Source organism: Empedobacter sp. ULE_I140, from assembly GCF_053482575.1.
The window spans coordinates 1,952,389-1,975,592 of sequence record NZ_JBQMTX010000001.1; the positions used below are offsets into that span (position 1 = coordinate 1,952,389).

22 protein-coding genes and 1 pseudogene are annotated in these 23,204 nt (G+C 30.4%); 10 read left to right on the plus strand and 13 right to left on the minus strand.

The features are described 5' to 3' along the window. Positions 1–50 precede the first annotated feature (50 nt). Genes ACTS9J_RS09285 through ACTS9J_RS09295 form a run of 3 tightly spaced genes read right to left on the minus strand, consistent with a single transcriptional unit; the run spans position 51 to position 2,158 of the window. Entirely contained in the window at positions 51–659 is a 609-nt protein-coding gene (locus ACTS9J_RS09285) for a fumarylacetoacetate hydrolase family protein (RefSeq protein WP_291062544.1), read from the minus strand. 3 nt (positions 660–662) lie between these two features. Beyond that, complete coding sequence (locus ACTS9J_RS09290; RefSeq protein WP_291062542.1) at positions 663–1,421, minus strand: 3'-5' exonuclease; 759 nt, start codon at positions 1,419–1,421, stop codon at positions 663–665. Next, positions 1,418–2,158 carry a CDP-alcohol phosphatidyltransferase family protein gene (locus ACTS9J_RS09295; RefSeq protein ID WP_291066562.1) on the minus strand — a complete coding sequence of 247 codons (741 nt, stop codon included), beginning with the start codon at positions 2,156–2,158 and terminating at the stop codon, positions 1,418–1,420. Before ACTS9J_RS09295 ends, ACTS9J_RS09290 begins: the two co-directional genes overlap by 4 nt. Positions 2,159–2,263: 105 nt before the next feature. Here ACTS9J_RS09295 and ACTS9J_RS09300 point away from each other — a divergent pair, with 105 nt between their 5' ends. Continuing rightward, positions 2,264–3,364 carry a putative type IX sorting system protein PorV2 gene (locus ACTS9J_RS09300; protein ID WP_286494835.1) on the plus strand — a complete coding sequence of 367 codons (1,101 nt, stop codon included), beginning with the start codon at positions 2,264–2,266 and terminating at the stop codon, positions 3,362–3,364. A gap of 17 nt (positions 3,365–3,381) precedes the next feature. On the opposite strand, the pseudogene ACTS9J_RS09305 reads toward ACTS9J_RS09300, so the two are convergent. From ACTS9J_RS09305 to ACTS9J_RS09320, 4 genes and pseudogenes are all read right to left on the minus strand, one after another. Beyond that, a pseudogene (locus tag ACTS9J_RS09305) lies at positions 3,382–3,543 on the minus strand (DUF4130 domain-containing protein); the annotation flags it as partial. 89 nt (positions 3,544–3,632) lie between these two features. Next, positions 3,633–4,511: an IS982 family transposase gene (locus ACTS9J_RS09310; protein ID WP_219034401.1), complete on the minus strand. Its 879-nt coding sequence runs from the start codon at positions 4,509–4,511 to the stop codon at positions 3,633–3,635. Between the two features lie 143 nt (positions 4,512–4,654). Next, complete coding sequence (locus ACTS9J_RS09315) at positions 4,655–5,083, minus strand: hypothetical protein (RefSeq protein ID WP_448353156.1); 429 nt, start codon at positions 5,081–5,083, stop codon at positions 4,655–4,657. A 96-nt stretch (positions 5,084–5,179) separates the two neighbouring features. Further along, on the minus strand, positions 5,180–5,995 hold the full coding sequence (locus ACTS9J_RS09320) for a hypothetical protein (RefSeq protein ID WP_291062516.1): 816 nt from the start codon (positions 5,993–5,995) through the stop codon (positions 5,180–5,182). A 122-nt stretch (positions 5,996–6,117) separates the two neighbouring features. On the opposite strand from ACTS9J_RS09320, the gene ACTS9J_RS09325 reads away from it, so the two are divergent. From ACTS9J_RS09325 to ACTS9J_RS09335, 3 genes are all read left to right on the plus strand, one after another. Further along, entirely contained in the window at positions 6,118–6,531 is a 414-nt protein-coding gene (locus ACTS9J_RS09325; RefSeq protein ID WP_291062517.1) for a DoxX family protein, read from the plus strand. Then, entirely contained in the window at positions 6,528–7,238 is a 711-nt protein-coding gene (gene def / locus ACTS9J_RS09330; protein WP_291062519.1) for a peptide deformylase, read from the plus strand. Before ACTS9J_RS09325 ends, def begins: the two co-directional genes overlap by 4 nt. A gap of 75 nt (positions 7,239–7,313) precedes the next feature. Next, complete coding sequence (locus ACTS9J_RS09335) at positions 7,314–8,099, plus strand: alpha/beta fold hydrolase (protein WP_291048260.1); 786 nt, start codon at positions 7,314–7,316, stop codon at positions 8,097–8,099. A 42-nt stretch (positions 8,100–8,141) separates the two neighbouring features. On the opposite strand, the gene trmD is transcribed toward ACTS9J_RS09335, so the two are convergent. After that, entirely contained in the window at positions 8,142–8,828 is a 687-nt protein-coding gene (gene trmD, locus ACTS9J_RS09340; RefSeq protein ID WP_125349373.1) for a tRNA (guanosine(37)-N1)-methyltransferase TrmD, read from the minus strand. A gap of 43 nt (positions 8,829–8,871) precedes the next feature. Beyond that, entirely contained in the window at positions 8,872–9,330 is a 459-nt protein-coding gene (locus tag ACTS9J_RS09345) for a hypothetical protein (RefSeq protein ID WP_291048257.1), read from the minus strand. A 196-nt stretch (positions 9,331–9,526) separates the two neighbouring features. On the opposite strand from ACTS9J_RS09345, the gene hemB reads away from it, so the two are divergent. Together hemB and ffh are read left to right on the plus strand one after the other, a co-directional pair. Continuing rightward, positions 9,527–10,522, plus strand: a complete 996-nt coding sequence (hemB, locus tag ACTS9J_RS09350) for a porphobilinogen synthase (RefSeq protein ID WP_038334133.1) — start codon at positions 9,527–9,529, stop codon at positions 10,520–10,522. Between the two features lie 535 nt (positions 10,523–11,057). Continuing rightward, on the plus strand, positions 11,058–12,419 hold the full coding sequence (ffh, locus tag ACTS9J_RS09355) for a signal recognition particle protein (RefSeq protein WP_416410212.1): 1,362 nt from the start codon (positions 11,058–11,060) through the stop codon (positions 12,417–12,419). A gap of 644 nt (positions 12,420–13,063) precedes the next feature. Here ffh and ACTS9J_RS09360 read toward each other — a convergent pair. After that, positions 13,064–13,228: an NUDIX domain-containing protein gene (locus ACTS9J_RS09360; protein WP_219035308.1), complete on the minus strand. Its 165-nt coding sequence runs from the start codon at positions 13,226–13,228 to the stop codon at positions 13,064–13,066. A gap of 49 nt (positions 13,229–13,277) precedes the next feature. Between ACTS9J_RS09360 and ACTS9J_RS09365 the strand changes: the two genes are divergently transcribed. From ACTS9J_RS09365 to ACTS9J_RS09380, 4 genes are read left to right on the plus strand one after another with little or no spacing between them, the layout of a single operon-like run. Continuing rightward, positions 13,278–15,899 (plus strand): TonB-dependent receptor, encoded by a 2,622-nt coding sequence (locus ACTS9J_RS09365; protein WP_448353157.1) that lies wholly within the window; start codon positions 13,278–13,280, stop codon positions 15,897–15,899. A gap of 27 nt (positions 15,900–15,926) precedes the next feature. Then, a complete protein-coding gene (locus tag ACTS9J_RS09370) occupies positions 15,927–16,931 on the plus strand; it encodes a DUF4876 domain-containing protein (protein ID WP_219035311.1) in 1,005 nt (334 codons plus the stop codon). Between the two features lie 12 nt (positions 16,932–16,943). Continuing rightward, positions 16,944–18,542 (plus strand): DUF6850 family outer membrane beta-barrel protein, encoded by a 1,599-nt coding sequence (locus tag ACTS9J_RS09375; protein WP_291048247.1) that lies wholly within the window; start codon positions 16,944–16,946, stop codon positions 18,540–18,542. Positions 18,543–18,549: 7 nt separating this feature from the next. After that, positions 18,550–19,587, plus strand: coding sequence for a cytochrome-c peroxidase (locus ACTS9J_RS09380; protein WP_291048244.1), 1,038 nt, complete (start codon positions 18,550–18,552; stop codon positions 19,585–19,587). A 166-nt stretch (positions 19,588–19,753) separates the two neighbouring features. On the opposite strand, the gene ACTS9J_RS09385 is transcribed toward ACTS9J_RS09380, so the two are convergent. Genes ACTS9J_RS09385 through ACTS9J_RS09395 form a run of 3 tightly spaced genes read right to left on the minus strand, consistent with a single transcriptional unit; the run spans position 19,754 to position 23,087 of the window. Beyond that, positions 19,754–20,227, minus strand: a complete 474-nt coding sequence (locus ACTS9J_RS09385) for a TolC family protein (protein ID WP_286494825.1) — start codon at positions 20,225–20,227, stop codon at positions 19,754–19,756. Continuing rightward, positions 20,224–22,371 carry an ABC transporter permease gene (locus ACTS9J_RS09390; protein ID WP_286494824.1) on the minus strand — a complete coding sequence of 716 codons (2,148 nt, stop codon included), beginning with the start codon at positions 22,369–22,371 and terminating at the stop codon, positions 20,224–20,226. The genes ACTS9J_RS09385 and ACTS9J_RS09390 overlap by 4 nt, the downstream gene beginning before the upstream one ends. A gap of 5 nt (positions 22,372–22,376) precedes the next feature. Then, on the minus strand, positions 22,377–23,087 hold the full coding sequence (locus ACTS9J_RS09395) for an ABC transporter ATP-binding protein (protein ID WP_286494823.1): 711 nt from the start codon (positions 23,085–23,087) through the stop codon (positions 22,377–22,379). Positions 23,088–23,204: the final 117 nt, after the last annotated feature.

Genomic DNA, 23,204 nt, shown 5'->3' on the forward strand with positions numbered 1-23,204 from the left:
AAAGAGCGAAATTTCGCTCTTTTAAATTGTTGTTTATATAATTGTATGAATTACAACACTTTTATTTCGAATACTTTTTCATCATTCAAATAACCTTCTAACGTATCTTTTGAATTGATTTTAGAAACTCCTGCTGGCGTTCCTGTAAAAATTAAATCGCCTTTTTTCAAGGTAAAATATTTGGAACATTCCGCAATCAACGTGTTGATATGAAAAATCATATCTTTTGAATTTCCAGTTTGTACGTTTTCTCCATTTCGATCTAATTTGAACGCTAAATTATCTAAATCAAAATTTTCTTTTGCATAGAAATCCGAAGCAAATGCAGAACCATCAAAAGCTTTCGCAATTTCCCAAGGAAAACGTTTTTCTTTTAATTCTTGCTGTACATCGCGTGCTGTAAAATCAATTCCTAAACCTATTTCTGAAAAATAACGATCTGCAAATTGAGGCTGAATCATTTTTCCAACACGATCAATTTTAATTACAATTTCCGTTTCAAAATGAACTTCTTTCGTAAAACTTGGAATTACAAAAGGAAAACCTTTTCGCAAAATTGCAGAATCTGGTTTCATGAAAAACATGGGAGATTCTGGAATTGGATTATTTAATTCTTTTGCATGTTCGACGTAATTTCGTCCGACACAAATAATTTTCATCGCTTAAAAACCGTTTTGTAATTTGATTCGTGTAAAAACTTTCTTTGTATATAAAGGAAAATCAGCATTCTGAATCCACGCATAATAACCTGGATCTTTCGCAAAAATATCCGTCACAACTTGTCCTTTATATTTACCAAAAGAAATGATTTCTTGGTCTTTATCATTGTACTGAATAAATCCTGCTAAATCAGCCGTTTTGCGTTGAGATGAAAATTCGCTCAAAAATTTATTGTCATTTTCAAGCTCATCATATTTCTCGATTTGTGCCATCAAAACTTCGTAAGTTGCTAACGTATCAGCTTCCGCAGAATGCGCATCAATCAAATCTTTATCACAATAATACTTATAAGCAGCGCTCAAGTTGCGAGGTTCCATTTTATGATAAATCACTTGCACATCAATTGGACGATGTTTCGATAAATCAAAATCAAAACCATTACGCAATAATTCTTCTGCTAAAAGTGGAATATCAAAACGATTTGAATTGTATCCAGCCAAATCAGAATCTTTAATCATTTCCATAATTGCAGGGGCAAGCTCTTTGAAAGAAGGCGCATCGGCAACATCTTCGTCAGAAATTCCGTGAATTAAAGTTGTTTCTGGTGGAATTGGAATTCCAGGATTAACTTTCCAAGTTTTTACTTCTTTTGAACCATCTGTTAAAGCTTTCACGATAGAGATTTCGACAATACGGTCTTTTGAAACATTAGTTCCTGTTGTTTCTAAATCAAAGAAACAGATATTTTTAGTTAATTTCATTTTGTAATTTCTTTTCTAAAAATGATTGAGATGATGATGTACAATAAGATGATTAGTGGAATTGCTGCAACTTGCAACCAAGCCACTAAACCTAATGTAATGATTAAGAAAATGTATTTATAATAATTTTCTGCCCAACTCAATCCTTTAAATTTTAAGGCAAATAATGGTAAATCGACAATTAATAAAACACTAAATACAATAGAAACAGCAATTAATAAATACGGATCAACAGAAGGATTAATAATTTGTCCATTATTGTAATAGATAGAAAATAATGAGAAAATAAATAAGGTATTTGATGGCGTTGCCAAACCTTTGAAATACGTTGCTTGATCTTCATCTAAATTAAATTTTGCCAAACGTAACGCCGAAAAAGCTGGAACTAAAAAAGCAAATAAAGAAATTGCAGCAATTTTTAAATTCTCATTTTCATAAATAAAATCAGTTGAAAAATGATTGAACATCGAAAATAACATCAATCCTGGTACAACACCAAACGAAATACAATCTGCCAAAGAATCCAATTCTTTTCCAATCGGGCTACCAATATTCATTAATCGTGCAACCATTCCATCCAAAAAATCAGCAACTAATGAAATCAACATCAAAACCATCACAATTGTAACTGTGGTGGTTGTGATTTGAGCATTGCTCGAAATCATGAAAATGGCTGATAATACACCACATGAAAGATTAAGTAGTGTTAGAAAATTTGGAATTGTAAATAATTTCATAAATGAATTTTTCATCACAAAAGTACAAACAAAAATTAATCTGAATCCTTTTTAAACACAATAAAACCACTATTTTTGAGTTTTTATATTCGTAATTCATCAATTTTGAAAAAGACATTCCTTATATTATCTGTTCTGGCAAGTCAATTTGCTTTTTCTCAAACCACACGCAAATATTCGAACGAGTTTTTGAATATTGGTGCAGATGCGCGCTCGTTTGCAATGGGTAATGCGGTTGTGGCGAATATTGGAAATGCAAATGCGGCTTATTGGAATCCTGCTGGATTAACGGAAATTACCTATGATTGGGAAGCTGCAGCAATGCATGCTGAATATTTTCAGTCGATTGCAAAATTTGATTATGCGGCGGTTGCAATTCCGTTGAGAGAAAGTAATTCTACGATTGCATTTTCGTTTACACGTTTTGGTGTTGATAATATTTTGAATACAACAGAATTGATTGATAATCAAGGGAATATTAATTACGATAAAATCTCTAAATTTTCTACAGCAGACTATGCTTTAACAATGTCTTATGCGGGAAATGTCTTTAATAATAAAGATATTCAGTTTGGTGCAAATGCTAAAATCGTTTATCGACATATTGGGAAATTTGCGCAAGGATTTGGTTTCGGTTTAGATCTTGGTTTGCAATATCGTACCGATAATAAAATGTATTTTGGTTTGATGGCACGAGATATTACAACAACTTTCAATGCGTGGAGTATCAATAAACAAAAGGTAAAAGAAATCACGATTGACGAACCAAATAATGAAGGTGAGCCAACAATTTTGAATGATTTACCTGGAGAGAATATCGAATTAACAATGCCTAAATTGCAATTTGGAGTTGGAAAACGTTTTGATTTTAATGAACGAGTTTCGTTATTGGGAGAGGTTGATATGAATATCGAATTTCAACAAACGAATGCCGCAATTTCTGGAAAAGGATTTTCGATTTCGCCACAAGTTGGTCTTGAATTAGGTTATGATGACATGGTTTTTGTACGTGGAGGATTGAACAATTTACAGAAGATTTCGCAATTTGATGGAAAAGATAAAACTCAAATTCAGCCAAATGTTGGGGTAGGTTTCAAATACAAAGGAATCTCGATTGATTATGCTTTGACAAACTTTGGAGACAGCGGTTTAGGATTATATTCTAACATTTTCTCAGTCCGTTTCGAGATGGATAAATGGAGATAAATAAGTTTTACTCATAATTATATTGATAGGTATATTTTTCTGAATATTGATATTTTATACTCTGTCAAGTGTTTCCAAAAGCGTTTTGGCATCATTTGGATTAGTAACATCGAATTTTTCCTTGTTTCAATTGTTGTCCAATTAAAATAAGACTTCCACAATTCTTGGTATAAATTCTCTTTTACATCAAAATAATAATTAAAGGTAAAACATTATATTTTGGATCAGTTTTCGCAAAAAATAAATCTTAATTAACCCGTTGTGCATTTTAAATAATTTGGGTTTTTAGATTATTAATATTTCGATTAAAGTATGTTTTATTAATGTACTGAACCACAGTAAGAGCAGTAATTTTAGCTAAAATTCTGGTTTTAAACCCTTCGAAAGTCTTTGCATAATTTCGTCTAATCATAAACTGATCACATAGTTGAGAAAATAACGTTTCAATTCTTTTTCGATACTTTTTGAATGGACAAAACTGAGGTTTATACTCTTTTTGATTGGATCTTTTCGGTGTTTCTAATCGAATATTAGCTTCATTAAATAAGTCAATTTGAATTGTTTGCGACAAATAACCTTTGTCCCCAAGTAGCAAACAATCATACATTTGAGTTTTAACATCTTTCAAAAAATGAATGTCATGAACAGATGCGGGACTGATATCAATACTCTGGAAAACACCATTTAAAGAACAAATAGCATGAAGTTTATAGCCATAAAAAGACATTTGCTGAGAAGCACAAAAACCTCTATTTGGTGCACTATACTGATGTTCTTTGCAAATTTTCGAGCGATTAATTCTTGCTATTTTACACACTTCCAACGGCATACTATCAACTATGAAACAATTTTCAAATTCATTAAATTCTTTCGCTAATTTGAGGCGAATACTATTAATTTGCTCTGATAATCTACGTTTTCTACGATTGTAAATACTACGCTCAATTTTACAACTTAACGCATTAGGAAGATTTCGAAATAAATGATTTTCACTATCAATACCCATAAATTCAGCTGTTAAGACAAGACTGATGAGTTCTAAATCAAAAAGTTTAGGTCTTCTACGTTGATAAATTAAAAGTGTATCTGTTGATATTTTTCGAAGAACTTCCAATATTCTTTCGTAATTTGCAAGTAAGTTGTTCATTGTAAATGTTTTGTAATTAAAACAATTTACTGATTTTCAATCAAATGAACAACTTTATTCTTTATTAATCAAAATGCACAACGGGTATCTTAATTAATCTTTTCAAAACGAATAAATATCGCTGAAAAAGTTTAACAAAAAATTTAATCGTACTCCAAATTGATTAAAAGTTCAGTCTTTAATCGGCTGATAATATTACAATCTAATTCAGAAAGAAGAATATCAATTAGTTGAGATAAAAAATCGCGATTAATATAATTAAATACAAAGGTTTTTTCATTGGTCATAAAATAAAAATCAAAATGACTAAAATAACCTGAAATTGATTTAATCTCTAATGCTGGAAGTTCTTCGGGTTGAAAAAAATCGCTTAATTTTGCACGATAATCATGAATTTTTTTGATAGAATTTGAAGTAATATCAACATATTCTAAGTTTAAATCTTCAATCTCATCTGAATAAAATTGAAATAAAAATTCGTTTTTAGGATAATCATTTATGTACAAATTGAAACGATTATCTTTTTGGTATAACTGAAAAAGTCGATTAAATTCTTCCACATTATTGATCATAATAGATGAAGTTAAATAATTGATTAGAATAAATTTAAAAATATTTAGTTAAATAATCAAATAAAAAAGAGCCAAATTAGTTTTGGCTCTTGAATTTTAGTAACGTATTGTCCTTGTCGTATTTGAAATTGGTTGATCAATATCTTTTACAAATTGCGTTCGTTTGACCCAATTTTTGTGATTATCGTATTGATATTTAATCGTTGATATATTCTTTACTTTTCCTGTTTCATCAATCACCGTTTCTTCGATAATATTATTGTTTTCATCAAATTTTCGCACATATTTATTGACTTGTTTATTGTTTTTGTCCACATAAGTTTCCTCTATTGGATTGCCTTTCGCGTCATTCTTATAATTCAACGTATAAGTTCCTTGGTTATATTTTACCAATGTTTTGACTAAAAATCCATTTTGATATTCAAACGTTTTTTCGATAAAAACATCCGAATCTTCCAATAAATTAGTTTCTCTTTCGTAAGTTATATTCTGATTTTGATCTAATTTATATTCCGTTTTAGAAACATTGACATCATTTTCGCTCTTGGTGACAATGTAACCCTCTGTTGTATATTCGTAATCAAAATTGAAAACTAAACTTTCGTCATTGTTTTTCATTTCACTCGAAATCAATTTATTCGATTCATTATAATTAAATATTTCAGCAAAAGTTTTATTTCCAGCTTCATCAAAATAATCACGTTTTGTCGGATTACCATCTTTATTATACGTTGATTTTGTGTAATATTCCGTTTCATAACCTTCAATAAACTTCATGCGAATACGTGCTTTTTGCATCGATTCTTCGATAAAAGTTGGATTTCCTAAAACATCATTTTGTTGTAATTCAGATTTTTGAGCAAATGCAAAACCTGAAAATAATATGGTAATTAAAGCAATGTTTTTAAACATACGTTGTATTTTTTTATTCTTGAATAGAAAGATTAACCAAAATTAATCCAAAAATGTAAATTCCTTGATCTATTTAAAGGTGAACGTAAAAACTAGAACTTATATTTGAAAAAAATAAAAAAATGAGCACAAAATTTAAACTTTTAGGAAATCAACCAGCATTTATCGATTTATCATTGTTATTATTACGTATCGCAGTAGGAGGATTTATGTTTACACACGGATTCGGAAAATTGCAAAAATTAGTCAATGGAAATTTTGAATTTGGTGATCCAATTGGACTTGGACCAGAAATATCTTTGGGTTTAACGGTTTTTGCAGAAATTCTTTGTGCTTTTTTAGTTTTAGTTGGATTATTTACTCGTTTGGCAGTGATTCCACTAATCATTACGATGTTAGTTGCGGTATTTATCGTGCATGCAGATCATGATTTTGGTAAAAAAGAATTAGGATTATTCTATTTAATCAATTATTTAGTTATATTTTTATCAGGCGCAGGAAAATATTCTTTAGACAAATTGATTCTTAAAAAATGATAAAAATATTAACCTATAGCTTATTGATTTGTAGTTCTGCATTATTTGCTCAATCAAAAAATATGAAAAACATTTTTTATACGCCATTAACAAAGGCAGAAACGACATTAATAAAAGAAAAGAAATCCTATGATCCTTTTCGTGTTTTATTAACGACTTCGAATGCAGACACAAAAATCTTAAAATCAACTTGTATTGATATTGATCCAAAAGATCCGTTAATCAAATTATTGGCCAATCGCATGTATGCGACTGTGCAAGATGAGGCGAGTAAAGGTGTTGGAATTGCAGCTCCACAAATTGGTATTAATCGCAACGCGGTTTGGGTGCAACGTTTTGATAAAGAAGATGAACCTTTTGAGTTTATTATCAATCCAAAAATTACTTGGTATTCGGACATTGTTCGTCATGGTCGAGAAGGTTGTTTGTCTATTCCTGATATTTTTGGAAAAGTATATAGAAGCTTGGTTCTTCGATTGGAATATTATGATTTGGATGGAAATTTTCATGATGAAATAGTTGAAGGCTTTACAGCAGTTATTTTTCAGCACGAATACGATCATTTAACAGGAACGTTATTTACAGATCGAATGAAAGAGCAAGAAAATCTAAATTACGTGAAAGCAGAAGTGATGAACGATGTTTTCTACTTGAAAAAGACAAGTTCTTTGGCTGATGACGACGATGACGACGATGACGACGATTAAAAATTTCTTAAAACGTAGAAATTATTATGCTTGGCATAGTTTTTAGTTTAATTTTGCGAAAAGTTATTTAGAAAATTGTTAGCATACACTACATATAATCATCCAACGAGTACAGAATGGGTGACTTTTGTTCATGGAGCAGGAGGAAGTTCTACGATTTGGTTCAAGCAATTACGTGAATTTCGCAAACATTTCAATGTTTTGTTAATGGACTTGAGAGGACATGGACGTTCTAAGAAAAACTTGAAAGCGCTTTTCGAAAAACGTTATACTTTCAAATCAGTTTCAAAAGATGTGATTGATGTTTTAGATCATTTAAATATCGATAAAACACATTTTGTTGGGATGTCTTTGGGAACGATTGTGATTCGACAATTGGCAGAAGATTATTCGGAGCGATTCAAATCAATGGTGATGGGAGGCGCAATTATGAAAATTAATTTTCAATGTCAATTTTTGATTAACGTTGGAAATACATTCAAACATATGTTGCCTTATTTAATCTTGTATCGAATTTTTGCTTTCGCTATCATGCCAAAGAATACGCACAAAGAGTCAAGGCTATTATTTATCAATGAGGCGAAGAAATTGTATCAAAAAGAATTTTTGAAATGGTTCAAACTCACTGCGGATGTCAATCCATTGCTAAAATGGTTTCGAAAAATTGAATTAAATATTCCGACTTTATATGTGATGGGAGCAGAAGATCATATGTTTTTGCCTTCGATTCAGGAATTAATAAAAGCACATACCAAACATTCAGAATTGATTGTTATCGAAGATTGTGGACATGTTGTGAATGTCGATCAACCACAAATTTTTAACGATAAAGTAATTGAATATATTCATCGAATTAAATAAAATAAACTAAAAAAAGCTTCCAATTCGGAAGCTTTTTTTAGTTTATTTTGATCTTTTTTCTAACAAATCTGGGCGACGTTCTTTTGTACGTTCAACTGCTTTTTCATGCAACCATTCTTCAATTTTAGGAAAGTTACCCGAAAGTAAAACATCAGGAACTTTTAGACCTTTATATTCGGCAGGACGCGTATAAATTGGTGGCGCTAACAAATCATCTTGAAACGAATCTGAAAGGGCAGAAGTCTCATCACCAATTACGCCAGGTAATAAACGAATAATAGAATCAGCCAAAATAATTGCGCCAAATTCTCCACCAGAAAGCACATAATCGCCAATCGAAATTTCTCTCGTCACATACATATCTCGAATACGTTGATCGATTCCCTTGTAATGTCCACAAATCATCATAAGATTTCCTTTCAACGACAAATCATTCGCAATTGTTTGATTCAACGTTTCACCATCTGGCGTCAAATAAATAATTTCATCATAAGTTCGTTCATCTTTCAATTTCGAAATCATTTTGTCCAAAGGCTCGCACATAATCACCATTCCAGAAGTTCCTCCGTACGGATAATCATCTACATGACGATAACGTCCTTTTCCAAAATCTCTCAAATCGTGAACATGAATTTCAGCTAAACCTTTGTCTTGCGCACGTTTCATAATCGAGGCAGAAAATGGACTAACTAATAATTCGGGTAAAACAGTGATAATATCTATTCGCATGCTGCAAAGATATTTGTTTAGCTACGTTTGAGCAAGTTTAAATCTATTTTTTGAATTTGATTGTTTTAATAGAATTTATAAATTCTTCTTGTGACTTTTCATCTAAATTGTAACCAATAAAATTAAATTTTGAAGTTGAGTTTTTAATAGTATCCATATAAACTGCAATTAATTTATGATGATTTGATTGTATAAGTTTTGCTTTTTGATGATCAATAACAATATAAGAAATCTGGTATTTTGAATGTACGATAGAATCAATATTTGTTTTATGAAGTTTATTGATATATAATTCAGAGATTTTTTCCAATTCTAAATCAGGATTATTATTTAAAATAGTTGTAAAAATACTATCTGCAATTTTAGCATTAATATCAAAATCTCCGCCTGCAAGTAAACCATAATCATAAATTAATGTATCATTATTTGGAGTAATAATTCCTCCAACTTCACTATCAATTCCGCCTAATTTCACTTTTTTCCAATCTTTCGGAATTTCCATAGAAAAACTTCTAAATTGAATCGTTTTATAATTGCTTTTATTACAAGATATTAATCCAAATAATATAATGAATGATAAATATTTTAATTGATTATTCAAATGATTGATTTTCTTTTAAAATCAATAAATATAATTGATATTATTCATTAGCCTTATTCAAATGAAATCGAGTAAATTTGTCTAAAATTTTAATCAAATGTTTTTATATAACAGACATAGACGACTACGCAAAAACGAATCAATTCGTAGTATGATTCGCGAAAATCATTTGTCACCAAACGATTTTATTTTACCAATTTTTATGGCTGAAGGAGAAGGCGTGAAGGAAGAAATTGCTGCAATGCCAGGTATTTACCGCCAATCTCTTGACAATACTGTAAAAGAAGTAAAAGAAATTTGGGATTTAGGTATAAAATCAGTTAACATATATTGTAAAGTTAGTGATAACTTAAAAGATAATACAGGTAAAGAGGCTTGGAATCCAAACGGATTGATGCAAAATACAATCAAAGCAATTAAAGATGCTGTTCCAGAAATGATTGTAATGCCTGATGTTGCCTTAGATCCATATTCAATTTATGGTCATGACGGAATCATCAAAAATGGAGAAGTTATTAATGATGAAACAGTTGATGCTTTGGTAAAAATGACATTATCTCATGCAGAAGCTGGTGCAGATTTTGTTGCGCCTTCTGATATGATGGACGGTCGAATAGGAGCGATGCGCGCTGCGTTGGAGGAGAACGGTTTTCATAATGTAGGAATTATGACGTATGCTGCGAAATATGCATCATCTTTTTATGGACCTTTCCGTACAGCTTTAGATTCTGCGCCGGTTGATTCTCAAGAAATTCCGAAAGACAAAAAAACCTATCAAATGGATTACCATAATTCACAAGAAGCGTTGCGAGAAGCAATTGCTGATGTAGAAGAAGGTGCAGATATTTTGATGGTAAAACCAGGTATGGCTTATTTGGATATTGTGAAATTAGTAAAAGATAATTTACAAGTTCCAGTTTCTGTTTATCAAGTTTCTGGTGAATATGCGATGATTAAAGCTGCTGTAGAAAAAGGTTGGTTAGATAATGATAAAGTTATTTTAGAGTCTTTAACTTGTTTCAAAAGAGCAGGAGCAGACCTAATTTCAACTTATTTTGCAAAAGAAGCTGCAAGATTATTGAATGATCAATAAATTAGTTGAAAATAGAAATAAAAAATCCACTTCAAATGAGTGGATTTTTTTTGTTTTATAGCGAATAATTAATCATTTTCGCTTTAAATTGTTGTTTTTCTAATGTAGATAGAAAATATTTTTGTTCAGCTTCTGCTTGTTCTTTTTTCTGATAATTCTTTTCGTAACCCGTTTGAATTTCTTTTAAAGAACTAATCGTTCCATTTTTTAATAAATAATTCTGAAACTTTGTATATCTATCTGCCAGTTTACCATAGATATCTTTGTTGTCGATGCTTGCTTCATAAACATCTGTTACATAAACCTCATTATCTTGTCCATAAGCGATGGAAAAAAAAATAATAAGTTTGATTATTCTTTGTTTGAATGAAAACTATTCCAGTAACAAAGAATAAAAATAGTATTAAACCTTTTTTCATTCAACCAAAATTTGAGCACGCAAGTTAATCATTATAACCTAATTAAAACCCTTGTTGTGTGATTTTATATTATTCGGTATAATTTTTTTATATTTGTGTCCTAAAATTGACTCAAAATGTTTCAAAATCTTCAGGATAAATTAGATAAAGCATTACATACCTTAAAAGGAAAAGGACAAATTACAGAAATTAACGTTGCAGAAACCGTAAAAGAGGTGCGTAGAGCGCTTGTTGATGCCGATGTTAGTTATAAAGTTGCAAAAGATTTTACAAATACAGTTAAAGAAAAAGCTTTAGGTGAAAACGTAATTACATCACTTAATCCTGGACAATTAATGGTAAAAATTGTTCATGATGAATTAGCAAAATTAATGGGAGGTGAGGTTACTGAACTGAAAGTAGACGATAATCCGACAATTATATTGATTGCTGGTTTACAAGGTTCTGGTAAAACAACTTTTTCTGGTAAATTAGCTAATTTACTAAAAACTAAGAAAAACAAAAAAGTATTATTAGTTGCTGGTGATGTTTATCGTCCTGCAGCCATCAATCAGTTACAAGTTTTAGGAGAGCAAATTGGTGTAGATGTTTATGCTGATTTAGAAAACAAAAATCCTGTAGAAATTGCTCAATCAGCGATTGCACAAGCAAAACAAAATGGAAATAATGTAATTATTGTCGATACAGCTGGTCGTTTGGCGATTGATGAGCAAATGATGGATGAAATTCGTCGCGTTCACCAAACAGTTAATCCTACCGAAACTTTATTTGTTGTAGACTCTATGACAGGTCAAGATGCGGTGAATACTGCAAAAGCTTTCAATGAAGTATTGAATTATAATGGAGTTGTTTTAACAAAATTAGACGGTGATACACGTGGTGGAGCTGCTTTAACGATTAGAACTGTTGTTGATAAGCCAATCAAATTTATTTCTACTGGTGAGAAAATGGAAGCTTTAGATGTTTTCTATCCAGAACGTATGGCGGATCGTATTTTGGGAATGGGTGACGTTGTTTCGTTAGTAGAGCGTGCTCAAGAGCAATTTGACGAAGAAGAAGCAAAACGTTTGCAAAAGAAAATTGCAAAAAATAGCTTCGATTTTGATGATTTCTTAAAACAAATTCAGCAAATCAAACGTATGGGTAATATGAAAGATTTGGTTGGAATGATTCCTGGAGCTGGAAAAGCGTTGAAAGATGTAGATATTGACGACAATGCTTTTAAAGGGGTTGAAGCGATTATTCACTCAATGACGAAAAAAGAGCGTAAAAATCCAAATATTATCGATAATTCTCGTAAGAAAAGAATTGCAGCTGGTTCTGGAACATCTTTACAAGAAGTGAATCAATTATTGAAACAATTCTCTGAAATGGGAAAAATGATGAAATTTATGAATTCTGCAAATGGTAAAAAGATGATGGAAACAATGTCTAAAAATATGCCTGCAGGTGGATTCCCAGGAATGCCAAAAATGTAATAATAATACAATAATTTATAGTATATTAAAACCTCTAATTGTTAGAGGTTTTTTTATTTTAAACTAAATATATTATGTTAAATAGATTTTTCTTAATAGTTATTTTTTTCGGAATTTTTATAAACTGTCTTAATGGAGCTAGAGAGAAAGATGGTATAATAGTATATTATAATTATACAAAAGATGATGAGCTAGAGTGGAAATTAAATGACTATGAATACACATATTCTATAAACTTTATTTAAAAAGTAAATATAGAAATTAATCAATTTGATGATTATGCGGAAACAGAGTATGGAGGTTCATATCAATTTAAATTAGAGAAGAAAGACATAAAATTGTATAAAAGTTTACAAAATAAATTATCAAAAAATATTTTTGTAACAGACACAATAAAAAATAGTTATTATGGACATATTATAGTTTTAAATAGTTTGCAAATTATATTGTTCTAAAATATATTCCTAATCTAAAACCTTCAAAGTTGTATAGATAATCCCAAATAATAGGTAGACGACATTATTCAACTTTACATAATAAAGATTATTAATAATAATATTTCTATGAAATATTATTATTATAATATATATTATGTTAAATAAAGTATTTTATTAAGCTCTTTTATATATCCATTATTTATAATTTTAAATGTTGATTTCCCTAACAACAGTTTCTTCTACTAATTCATTTTGTTCTAATCTTCCTCCAGGCAATTCCCATTCGTTTCTATTGTTTTTAACTAACAAATATTTTCCATTAATTATAACGATTCCTTTTACAGAAATTGGAATTAAATATTCTTTACTCATTTTATTAAAATTTGGTTTTGTAAATGCCCAACGAATTTTAACTGGTACTGTGACGGATGAAAATGGTCAAAAATTATCTAACGTTCAGGTTCAGGATCCTCAAACGAAACGATGGACACAAACAAATTCGGATGGCTTTTTTACAATAGAATTAACGAACGAGAATACTAATTTGTCTTTTTCTCAAAAAGGAAAAGAAACACAAGAAATTGTTGTAGATTCTTCAGAAAATAACGTTTCGATTGTGTTATACAATCAAACTTTACGTTTGGAACAAGTTGATATTTTCCCAAAAAAAAAGAAAGAATATTCCGAGATTACGCTTGGTAAAGAAGCAATAGAAAATGTGCAAGCGTTTTCGTTAAACGAAGTTTTGCAACAATTACCAGGACAAGTAACAATGGATTTTAATAATAACGAGTTCAAAAATGTTGTTTTTAGAACTGCGATTTCTTCAAATAATTTGGGATTATCAGGAAGTTTGTCAAGTAATACAAATAATGATCGCAAAGATTATTTTCAGAATAAAGCGTTTGGGACGTCGATTGTAGTCAACGATATTCCAATTTCGAACAATGAAAATATGCAAGCGTTTACTTCCTTATCTGGTGGTGGTTTCAATGATTTTAATAACCCTAGTTATGGTGTTGATTTACGTCAAATTACAACTGCTAATATCGATGAAGTAAAAATTATTCAAGGAATAGCTCCTGCAAAATATGGTGATTTAACTTCAGGATTAATCATCATCAATTCTAAAGTTAGTGCAACTCCCCTACGCGCTTCCATTTCGATGTTAGATGCGACGACTGAATATAATATGTCAAAAGGTTTTAAAATTAATGATAGAAATTTCTTGAGTTTGTCGGGTAATTATTTGGCTTCTAATGAAGATGTTCGCGATAATTTAAAATCCTATAATCGTATAACAACAAATGCGGCGTGGAAATCATCAAACAAAATCAATACATTGGTTAATACTTTAGAAGGAAGTTTCGCAATCAATAATGATAAAATAAAATATGATCCAGATGATATTTCGGATCCTAAAATAAAGAATGACAAGTTTTCGATTCGATTATCTAATAATCTGAAATGGAACTTGAAAAAAGATTGGATTGATGCTTTGAATGTTGATGCAAATATCAGTTATGAAAAGCAAAATTCGAAAGAAGAACGTTGGAATAATGTCGCAACTGCTGCGGTTACAACTTCTACGGAAAATGGAATTTCGGATGCGATATTTTTACCAAATCAATACACGTTTGTCAAAAATGTAGAAGGAATTCCGATGTCTACTTTCTTAAATATAGAAGGTGTGAAAAATTACGAATCTAAAAATAATTGGAACCATACTTTTTCTGTTGGTTTATCTTCTCGATCAAGCTCTAACAAAGGTCGAGGGACATATACGGACGAAAATACAACGCCTAATTATTATACATTAAGCGGTGCAAAAGGTGGTTTAGGTTATCGTGATTATAATTTCAAAAATACCAAAACGCAATGGCAATTGTCTGTCTATGCAGAAGATAGAATTGTAAAATTTGGCGAAAATGACAATGTTTTCAAATTAGATTTAGGATTTAGATTCGATAATCAGTATGGAAATAACACATTTCAACCGCGTATAAATACATCTAATGCGTTCAATAAAGTGTTTAGAATTCGTGGTGGATACGGTATTGCTTCTAAAGCACCTTCGTTAAATCAGCTATTCACGGGAGATCGAATTTATGATCGTTTGTTGGGAGACGGAATTTATTATGTCAACAATAAACAATATGGGTGGATTGAAACGTTTCTTTTGGAAGGAAATAACTTAAACTTGAAACCAAGTAGATCTTACAATTCAGAAATTGGTTTTGATGTTAATTTACCTTTTGGATCATTAAATGTAACAGGGTATTATAATCAATTGAAGGATGGAATTTCAAGAGTTGATCATGTAGCAACTTTAGAAGGTTCTACAATTAGTGTCGACACATCCACTTCTACTCCAACTTATTCTGTTATTGGGAAAGAAGCCTATCAAATTATTTATAATACTTTGGAAAATAATTTAGAATCGACAGATAAAGGTATTGAAATGTTTATGAATTTTAACCGAATCAAACCTCTAAATTTAGATATTTCAGTGAATGGTTCGTATACAAAAACTACAAATAATAAGCCTGTTTATGAATATTCGGCTTCTACAAATGTTTTAGCAAAAGAGAAATATGCTGTTTATTATAATCCAAAATCGAATGATGAAGCTTTAATGTTTGGAACAAATTTTAATTATCATTTAAAAAAAGTTGGATTGATTTTATCTCTTCGTACAGAACATATTTTTATTCAAAATCACGATAAATACAACAATAGAAATCCAATTGGTTACTTAGATGAAAATTCTGTTTATCACGAAATTCCTGTCGAAGATCGAGGAAATACAGAATTATACGGACATTTGATTAAAGCTCCACAAAAAACATTAGCAGAATTACAAAATTCATTGCATAATTTTCATTTACGTATTTCGAAAGATTTCTTAAATGGATTCAAAGTATCTGTTTATACAACAAATGTTTTTGGTTTAAAACCTACTTATATCAACGATTCTGGTGAAAGAATTGTTTCAAAAATCGCAAAATTTTCATTGGGAGGTAAAATTGAATATACTTTCTAATTCTAAACAATTTCAAAAAAGATTATTATGTTAAAAAAATATATACTTCTCACTCCTATTTTAGCAAGTTTATTATTTAATTCTTGTTCTGATGATGATTTTGGAAATTCAGCGGTTCAACCCGTTACATTTACAACAAAAGTTACTTTTGATAGCGATTTTGATGCTTCAAAATTACCTGTAAATGCGAAAACAATTCTAAAAAATATACAAACAGGAATGACGAATGAAGTAATTTATGCAGATGGTTTAATTTTTGGACAATTATTTGGCGCAAATACAGTCGAATCTCAACCATATTCCCAAGCAAATGGACAATTAGATTGGTCTAAAGGTGAAGGAAACACAAAAGGTGCAGAAGCAAATACAGGTTATGTGTATGTTGCGAATGCGGTTCGTATTCCAGGAAATGGAACGACTTATCCAGTTCAACCAGGACAAAGTATTACAATTGCGCAAACGGCGATAAATCACAAAGGAAATTACACCGATGCAAATGGTAAAGTAATCGAAATTCTAAAACCAGAGTTGACGGTCGATTTATCAAATGCAGATTTTGAGGTAAATATGACGAGCTATTTAGGTTCTCAATATTCATATGATATTCAAAATCCTGCTGTTCCAGATTTAGATATTGTTTGGTGGGCAAATGGAAATAAAGATTTATTGTTAGATAATTTAGGTCGTCAAGCTTATATTCTTTTTAGGGCTGATGAAAATGATATAAATGGTTTTGGAAAAGTTAAAAATCCATCAAATAAAACGACGTATCAGTATTTACAATTGCCGAATTATTTTATTTTAGATGCTGTAGAAACAACACAAGACATGGGAACTAAATTGGTTCCGAAAAAATTACAGAACAAACAAGATGCTGGTTACGCCTATTTAACAGCAGGATCTTATACATCAACATCTATTATTCGTAAAACTCAAAAAACAATTAATGGTCGTATAATTTTGAAGGATACAAACAATTCGACAAACGATTTTGTAAACATCAAAGCTGAACCAAAGATTTTTGCGCAATAGAAATTAAAAAACATGAAATCAATTGATTTAACAACATACGATAACAAATTATTGAAAATTGTTTCTTTTGCTTGTTTACTTTTAGGAAGTACATCATTTGCGCAAGAAAATGATTCGATAAAAGTAACTTCTAACGAAGCTGAACAAGTTATAAAGGATTTGAATTGGCAATTACCTGTTGCGACACATTCTTTACCGATTAAAGATTATACGCATACTGGAATTTATTTCAGTCATAAAAACAATCAATTTTCGCGTAAACAAACAGCAGAAGAAACAAGTCGTTACGGTTTTTTGAGCGAAGGTTTATATACAACTGAAAATGGTTTTAGAATTTTCGGAATGATTGACTTGCAGAAATTCAATGAAAAAAATCTTTCATGGAACCTTTCTGACGAGCGTACAGATGAGCAACAAGTGCTTTCTCCTCAATATTTCTACGTTCCGCGTGCAGCAGATTGGGATAATCAGCAATATTTGATTCGTGGTGGAGTTTCGAAAAATTTTGGCAATTTAACTTTGGCTGCAAAAGCTGAATTGAATGTCAACAAAATGGCGCGTAAATTAGATCCTCGTCCAGAGATTAAAAACAATCAATTAGTTGGAGAAATTCAAGTTGGTTATGAACTTTTTGAGGGACATCAGATTTTTGTGTTAGGTTCATATGGTCGAAAAGATAAAGATTATAGTCTAAAGTATAAAGGTAGAAATCAAGATGTAGAAGAAAATTCGAATACCTATTTGCGTTACATGGCTGGTTATGGTCGCGAAATTAATAATCCATTGAGAAATAAAATAGATAACGAAAAAACAATTTACGAATATTTTACACGAAATATCATTTCTAAAATCGGTGGTGGATATCAATTTAATTCAGACAATACAAAGTTGATTTTAGGTTACAATTACCAAGAAAATCAACAGCGAATGTATGATAGCAAAACAAAAGAAGATAAGTTCTTTATCTATGTTTGGGATATCAACGAGCATTTTGCTTATGCGAATTTTATGACAAAATTTGATAACAATACAATCAATACACGTTTAGATTTTTCGAGAAAAGATGGTGAAAATTACGATGTTTCTATCGGTGGAATGAATTATCAAAATCGTTTACAAAATCTAAATTTTGATGTTAACTTAGCTAATCGTGATGTTACGAAAATGAATTATTTTCTTGGATTCAAAACAAGCTATAATCAGAACAAATATTACGATGCTTTAGCTATTTATGACATGAAAATTAAATCGTTAGATGTTGGTATTTATGGAAATAAAGATTTAATGTTGAATGATAATTCGAAAATAAATATTGGTTTAGCTTTTAATTATTATGCTTTATTGGATTCTTATTTTGATTATACAAAAATGACTGGAATCAACGAAGATACTTTCTATGACAATGTAGCGGCTTATGATTATGCGTACAATACAACCAATCATTTTGATGCTTCAACTTCTATTCGCTACATTTTACCTGTAAAAAACAATAAAACAATCGAAGTATATACGCAGTTAAAAGGTATATTTGCAACAAATAAGAGCAATTTTACCGAAATCAATACAGATAATACGTATTTAATGAATTTCGGAATTCAATTAAATTATTAGAATGAAGATGAAAAAAATGCTTCCAATCGTTGCATTTGGTGCGACTACTCTATTTTATGCGTTTAACAGTAACAAAATAATCGATCAAGGTTATACAGTTACCGAATTACGTGCATTGTATAGTAGCGGAGATCAGTCAAAATGGCCTAAACCAACTGTTGACGAAAGTGTTTTGAAAGATGGTTTTGAAGATATTGGTACATTAGGCGAAGTTCCTTTTCCTAAAGATAATCCGTATTCTAAAGAAAAAGCTGAGTTAGGAAAATCCTTATTTTTTGATCCTCGTTTATCAAATTCAAATCAAATTTCTTGTGCAAATTGCCACGATCCTGAGCTGAATTGGGGTGATGGTCGTCGTGTTCCTTATGGCGAAGATCGACAATTGGGAGCGCGTAATTCGCCGAGTTTGATGAATGTTGCTTACTCAAAAGTGATGTTTTGGGATGGTCGTGCAAAAACATTGGAAGAACAAGCTGAATTTCCGATTCGTGATAAAAAAGAAATGAATCATCATATTGATTTTGCAACAAAACGAATTGCTGAAATTAATGGTTACAAAGAATTATTTAAAGCTGCTTTTGGTGACGAAAAAGTAACGAATGACCGTATTACAAAAGCAATTGCAACCTTTGAACGTACGATTTTATCACCAAAAAATAGATTTGATAAATTTATTTCAGGAAAATCGGATGAATTAACTGATCAAGAAATTGAAGGTTTACATCTTTTCCGTACAAAAGCGCGTTGCATCAATTGTCACAATACAGCATATTTTTCGGATAATAAATTTCATAATATAGGTTTGACATATTATGGTCGAGAATACGAGGATTTAGGATTATACAATACAACTAAATTGGCTAAGAATGTTGGTGAATTCAAAACACCTTCATTACGAGAAGTTCCTCAAAATGCTCCTTATATGCACAACGGACTTTTTCCTACGATTCGTGGTGTAATCAATATGTACAATGCAGGAATGTTCCATTTTCAACCAAATGAGAAACAGAAAATGATTCATTATTTCCGAAAACAACAGAGTTAGTTCAGAAATTGAATTTAACTGCTTCGGAAATGGATGCATTAGAAGCTTTTTTGATGAGTTTGAAACAGAATCAATACAAAATGCGTCCACCGCAATTACCGAATAAATAACAAATTATAAATAAAAAACGACTCAATAATTGAGTCGTTTTTTATTTTGTATAGTTTTAATTTTCAACTAAAATTTTTAATTGATTTTGAATAAATACTTGACTCAAATTATTATTGAGTTCATTATATTTTGATTTTAACACTTGATTTTTAGACGATTTGTAAACAGAAGCATCAACTTTATCAAACTTATATTTTGTTTCTGTGGTTTCAAAAGATTGTTCAGAAGTTTTTACAATTTCAATTAAAGAATTGGTCAAATCTTTCAATAAATTTAATTTTTTTATTTCAAGATTAACGAGATCATTTAATCGTTTTTCCTCTTTATCTTTTTGCACTTCATTTAATTGTAATTCAATTTTTTTCAATTCTCGTTGTTGCGCTGTATTTCCTCTCGAATAAATTGGAATAGAAAGATTCAATCCAATATATTGACTTTTGTTGTCTTTTAATTGATTTCCAAACTGAAAATTAGTATCCGCCAAACTCTTAATTTTCTGCGCATAAAAAGTTCCGTAAGAATAATTCAAGAAATTTCTTTGTATTTACGTTCGATTGTGTAAGATGAAAGCGCAAACAATCCAAATAATGCGATTGTAATCACAATAACATTTAGAATTTTGAACATTTTCTCTTGTTTTGTGTAATTCTCATACGAACGAGCAAATTGCTTATCAACAAATTCATATTCAAATGGATAATCTTGATTAACTTTAGCTTTCCAAAACGTTTCAATGTTATCGATGGTTTCTTTTGTATCTTCTGTGTCTATTTTAATCAGTATATTTTGAAGATTGGAAGGCATCCACTTTACAACTTTAAAATGAAAAAACATCATTGGTCTAATCTTAGCCTGTGGCTCTCCCAAATTAAAATCTTTTATTACTCCAACCAGTTTTAATTTTTGATTATTCCAATCGAACTCGTCATTTAACTTTAATGTTTCTCCAAAATGTTTTTTTGCGGTTTCATTAATAAGAACACTGGAAATTGTATCAGATGAGATTTTAGGATCTAAATCTCGTCCTTCTTTTACTTCAATTTTCATCATGTTTAGAAAGCCAAAGTCAATCGCCATATTATCTGTTACCAATTGTTTATCTTTTACTCTAAAACTTGTGTTGGATATTGCTCCACCGGAACCAAACTTAAATGCCGTTGCATTAATGCTTTGTACGCCTTTAATTTTTGCTAAATCTTGCTGGAAACTTTCGTAAAAATTGAACTTATTTTCTCCTAAATCCTGTCTTTTAAACGGAATACTAATCACTTGATCTCCTGAAAATCCCAAATCTTTTTTTGCAATATGATTCATTTGTTGAATAACAAGAGTTCCAGCTACAATAAAGAATGTAGCAATAGAAAATTGTAAAATCAACATTCCATTTCGTAACCAAATTCCATTCTTGCTTCTTGAAAAATTCCCTTTTAGAACGTTAAGCTCTTTAAAATTTGACACATAAATGGCAGGAAAAATTCCGGCAATAATCACAACTACAATGAAAATCGCTACAAGATATGGGATAAACGGGATAATTTCTATTTCCAGGTTTTTGTCAATCAGCTGATTATAACTGGGTAAACCTACTTCAACCAAAGCCAAAGCAACCACAAATGCCAAAACAGTTGTAATGGTTGTTTCTACAATAAATTGGACAACAATATTTCGTTTGGTTGCTCCAACCACTTTTCTGATTCCTACTTCTTTTGCTCTTCTAATTGCTTGTGCAGTGGAAAGGTTAATATAATTGATGATGGATAAAATTAAAATCAGATAAGATAATCCCAGGTTAATCTGTAAAAACAGTTTGTTTCCCATTCCTTCCGGAAGTCTTGAAACTTTGGCATTTAATCTCGAATCTTTTAAAGGCTGTAATTGTACTTTAACAGGTTCGTATATCTTTGAAAATTCTTCTACTGAAACTCCTTCTCGTTGCGCATTTTTAACTGTATTATTCTCATAAAATAATTGTGTAGCCAGTTTCTCTACTTCTAGTTTGTCTGCAGGATTTTTAAGCTTTATAAATAGTCCTGTGCCATAATTTCCCCAGTTATCCTTAATATCCTCTAAACGTGAATAAATATTAGAAATAACCATTTTAGGTTGAAAGCTTGTGTATTTTTCTGCTTTAAAAACACCATAAATCGGCATCTTTATTCCATCATATGTTGTCAAGATTTTCCCTACAGGGTTTTCTTTACCAAAGATTTTGATTGCTTCACTCTCTTCTATTGCAACACCATATCTGTTTTTGCGAAAATCATCTACACTTCCTTTTATAAACTTGAATGGAATAAAATCAAAAAAATTCTGATCTGTACTAGTAATTCCAGTAACATAAACTTTTTTATTATTGACGTAATAAGTTTCTTGCCCATACCAACCTTCAAACCAACAATAACTTTCTATCTTATCTGATTTTTCTTTTAAGTAACGAGGCAAAGGTTCAACACTTGTAGGCCAAGTTTCTCCACCTCTCTGAAATACAGTTAATGTTTCAAATACGCGACCAATATTCGGATTCCATTGATTGTAACTCGTTTCATCTTTCCAATATAAAGTCGAAAAAATAACACCAGCAATTCCGATAGCTAAACCAAGAATTGTAAGAAATGTAAACCCTTTATTCTTGATCGTATTTCTTAAGTATATTTTAAGCCAATTTTTTAGCATTGAATTTAAATTTTAGTTTTCTCAAAAACATTTACATTTTTCTGATTCATTTTTTCAGAAAGAATTTCACCATCTTTCATGGTAATAATTTTATCAGAGTAAGCCGCATCATGAGCCGAATGTGTCACCATCAAAATTGTAGATCCTTGCGCATGCAAATCGGTCAAAAGCTCCATGACTTCATTTCCATTAATACTATCCAAATTTCCTGTTGGTTCATCAGCCAAAATTATTTTAGGATTAATCACTAAAGCTCTTGCTACTGCAACACGTTGTTGCTGACCACCAGAAAGTTGCTGTGGATAATGTTGCAAACGATGGACAATGTTTAATTTTTCGGCAATTTCTTGCACTCGTTTTTTTCGTTCCGAGTTCGAAACTTTAGAATAAATCAAAGGTAATTCGATATTATCATAAACTGATAATTCATCAATTAAGTTGAAATTTTGGAAGATAAATCCTATGTTTTCTTTTCTAACTTGAGAGCGTTTCGATTCGTTTGCATTAGACATTTCAAGGTTATTCAAGGTATAACTTCCTCCATTGAAAGAATCCAATAATCCAATAATATTCAATAAAGTTGATTTTCCACAACCTGAAGGGCCCATAATGGAAATAAATTCTCCAGAATTGATTATTAAATTAATCTCATTCAACGCTTTTGTTTGAATATCTTCTGTGATAAATATTTTTGATAAGTTTTCTATTTTAATCATGATGTTATTTTTTTAATTTATTTTTTGTCATTCCGAACATAGCTTTTAGCGAAATGAGGAATCTGTATTTTATAGATTTCTCGATAAGCTCGAAATGACAGCTAAAATTGTGTGTTA